3 protein-coding genes are annotated in these 3,200 nt (G+C 74.8%); all 3 read right to left on the reverse strand.

Annotated elements, in window-relative coordinates; translation table 11 throughout:
• Positions 1–22: 22 nt before the first annotated feature.
• On the reverse strand, positions 23–1,237 hold the full coding sequence (locus ACFUVW_RS20350; RefSeq protein WP_430573112.1) for an NAD(P)/FAD-dependent oxidoreductase: 1,215 nt from the start codon (positions 1,235–1,237) through the stop codon (positions 23–25).
• A 143-nt stretch (positions 1,238–1,380) separates the two neighbouring features.
• Positions 1,381–1,806, reverse strand: a complete 426-nt coding sequence (locus ACFUVW_RS20355; protein ID WP_430573113.1) for an Hsp20/alpha crystallin family protein — start codon at positions 1,804–1,806, stop codon at positions 1,381–1,383.
• A gap of 54 nt (positions 1,807–1,860) precedes the next feature.
• The coding region (locus ACFUVW_RS20360; protein ID WP_430573114.1) for an APC family permease at positions 1,861–3,200 on the reverse strand (1,340 nt) is incomplete at its 5' end.

Here is a 3,200-nt window from a genome sequence, read left to right on the forward strand (position 1 = left end):
GGCTCGACCGGCGTCGTCGTCGCTACGCGGCGGCGACGACGTCATGCGGCTCGGCCGTGCTGCGGCGCAGCACCTCGCGACGACGGGGGTCGCCGACGAACGCCGGGTAGCGCAGGACGCCGGGCCGCCGCGCCTCCCAGGTCAGCTGCTTCACCGTGCTCCGGCACACGAGCTCCTTGAGCCAGGCCCCGGCGCGCGCGCCGAGCCGCCCGCCGAGGAACGCGCGGACCGGGACGTCGCCGCGGTTCGCGAACTGGAAGAGGCCCGCCCCGCGGCCGAGGCTCAGGCACTGTCCCAGGAAGCCGACGGCGGCCGGCGCGGGCGCGGCGCCCGCCAGCCGGGCGAGCACGGTGTCCGCCGCGGCGCCGCCCAGCTGGCCGGCGGCCTGGCAGCTCATCCGGTACGGCAGGTCGGACGGCGCGGCCGCGTCGCCGGCGGCGACGATCCGCTCGTCGTCCACGCTGGTCAGCGTCTCGTCCGTCAGCAGGCGGCCCGCCGCGTCGGTGCTCAGGCCGCTGCGGGCGGCGAGGTCGGGGACGGCGAAGCCCGCCGTCCAGATCGTCACGTCGCTCGGCATGTCCCGGCCGTCCGCGAGCTGCACGGCGTCGGCCGTCACGGCCGTCACCAGCGCGCCCGGGCCCTGCACGACCGTCACCCCCAGGCGCCCGAGCTCGTCGAGCACCGCCAGCCGGCCCTTCGGGTGCAGGTACGGGCCTGCCAGGTCGCCCGCGACGAGCGTCACGGTGCGGCCCTGCTCCGCCAGCTCCGACGCCGTCTCGATGCCGGACGGTCCCGCGCCCACCACCGTCACCCGAGCCCCCGGGCCGGCGGCGGCCAGCTCCGGCGCGAGGCGGTCCGCCTCCTCCAGGCTCGCCAGCGGGTACGCGTGCTCCGCCGCCCCCGGCACCGTCGGGACGGCGCTGGCGCTGCCCACCGCGTAGACGAGGTAGTCGTACGCGAGGGTCCGGCCGCCGGCGAGCACCAGGCGCCGCCCGGTCGCGTCGATCCGCTCGACGGTGGCGACCTCGAGCCGCACCGTCGAGCCGAGCACCTCCCGGTAGTCCACGACCGCGTCGTGCGACCCGGCGACCCGCTGGTGCAGCCGGATCCGCTCCACGAACGCGGGTTGCGCGTTCACCAGCGTCACGGCCACGTCGTCCCGCCCGCTGAGGCGGTTCGCCGCCATCACCCCGGCGTACCCGCCGCCCACCACCACGACCTGCGTCGTCTCGGACATCTCGTCCTCCTCGGTCCGTCATGCGTCATCGGTTGCTCACGGTGACGACGAGACGCCGGCGCGAGGTGTGACGGCACCCAGCCGGAGACGACGACGGCGCCCGGTCGCGGGTGCGACCGGGCGCCGTCGGGCGGCGTCTGAGATCAGGCGCTGGTGACCTCGATGCGCTGCGGCGTCGTGCCGGCGAAGACGCCGGCGACGGTGACCGTCAGGACGCCCGCGTCGTAGGACGCGGTGACGGCGTCGCCGTCCACGGCCTTCGGCAGGGTGACGACGCGGCGGAAGGCGCCGAAGCGGACCTCCGAGATGCGGCGGCCCTCGGACTCCTCGGGGCGCTGGTCCTTGCGCTCGCCGCGCACGACGAGCTTGCGGCCCTCGACCTCGACGGTGACGTCCTCGGCCGGGTTCACGCCCGGCAGGTCGAGGCGGGCGACGAGGTCCTCGCCGTCGCGGTACACGTCCGCGGCGGGCACGGGGCCCTCGTTGCGGGCGAGGTCGGTGAGGCGCGGGGCCCACAGGTCGCGGAGCCAGGCGTCGCCGAACGGGGTGCGGGTCAGGGTGGTGGTCATGCTGTCCTCCTCAGGTGAGTTGCTGCTGACCGGTGCAACTTGAGCCGCCCCGACTCAATTTCCGGGTTCGCCGACGGCGGACGCGCCGCGCCGCCTGGTGCGCACGAGCATGATCACCAGGCCCAGCACCAGCCACCCGGCCGCCACCTCCAGGGCCAGGTGGCTGGCCAGGACGAGCACGGTGACGACGATCGCCAGGCCGACGACGGGGACGACGGTGTGCAGCACAGGGCGGTCGGTGCGCCGTCCCACCACGTAGTAGCCGATCACCGCGACGTGCAGGAAGACGAACGCCGTCAGGGCACCGACCGTGACCATCGAGGACAGCAGGTCGAGCCCGGCGGGATCGACCGCGGCCGCGACGGCGATGACGAGCGTCGCGACCGCCGAGACCAGGATCGCGACCCGGGGGACGCCGGTCCGGGGGCTCACGACCCCGAGCCGGGACGGCAGCTGTCCGTCGCGCGCCATCCCGTACATGAGGCGGCTCACCGCCGCCTGCGCGACGAGCGCCGAGAGCACGGGGCCGATCGCCCGCGCCGTCGTGACGGTGGTGCCGAGCCATGCCCCCATCTGGTCGCTGATCGTGGTGTAGAAGATCGTGCCCTGCTCGTCGGGGTGAGCCGCCAGCTCCGTCGGGGTGGTCGTCGTCAGGAGCGCCCCCAGGTACGTCTGCAGCACGAAGAGCGCCCCGGCGAGGACGAGGCAGAAGATCAGGGCCCGGCCGATCTGCCGCGGGGAGCCGGTGCTCTCCTCGGCGAACGTGGCGATCGCGTCGAAACCCAGGAACGCGAGGGCTGCCACCGAGACCGCGCCGAGCGTCCCGACCAGGGTGAAGCCGTCCAGCCCGGTCAGTGGGGACAGCCACGGCCGGGTCGGGCCGTCGTGCACCAGGACGACGACGGCGCCGACACAGAAGGCGGCGAGCACCACGATCTCCACGGCCAGGGCGACGAACCCCACGGTCGCCGCGAGCCTGACCCCGCCGAGGTTCAGCGCCGTGATGAGCAGCACCGCCGCCGTCGTGAACACCCACACGGGCACGGAGGGGAACAGGGCGTGGCTGGCGATGCCGGTGAACAGCGCCGCCAGGCTCGGGATGAACAGGTAGTCCAGGCCGATCATCCAGCCGGCCATGAAGCCCGCCCGTCGCCCCAGCCCCGCGGTCGCGTACGCCGAGACCGACCCCGCCTTCGGGACGGCGACGGACATGCGCGCGTACGACCAGGCGGTGAAGGACATCGCCGCGGTCGCGACGACGAACACGAGCGCCACCGCACCGTTGCTGCGGGCGTCGAGCACGCCGAACGTGCCCATCGGCGCGGTCGGGCCGATGAACAGCAGGCCGTAGACGACGAGGTGCCGCAGGGACAGGCTCCGGTGGAGCTGTCCCC

It is taken from the genome of Isoptericola sp. NPDC057391, assembly GCF_042668085.1.
In the GTDB taxonomy this organism is placed as follows: Bacteria; Actinomycetota; Actinomycetes; order Actinomycetales; family Cellulomonadaceae; genus Isoptericola.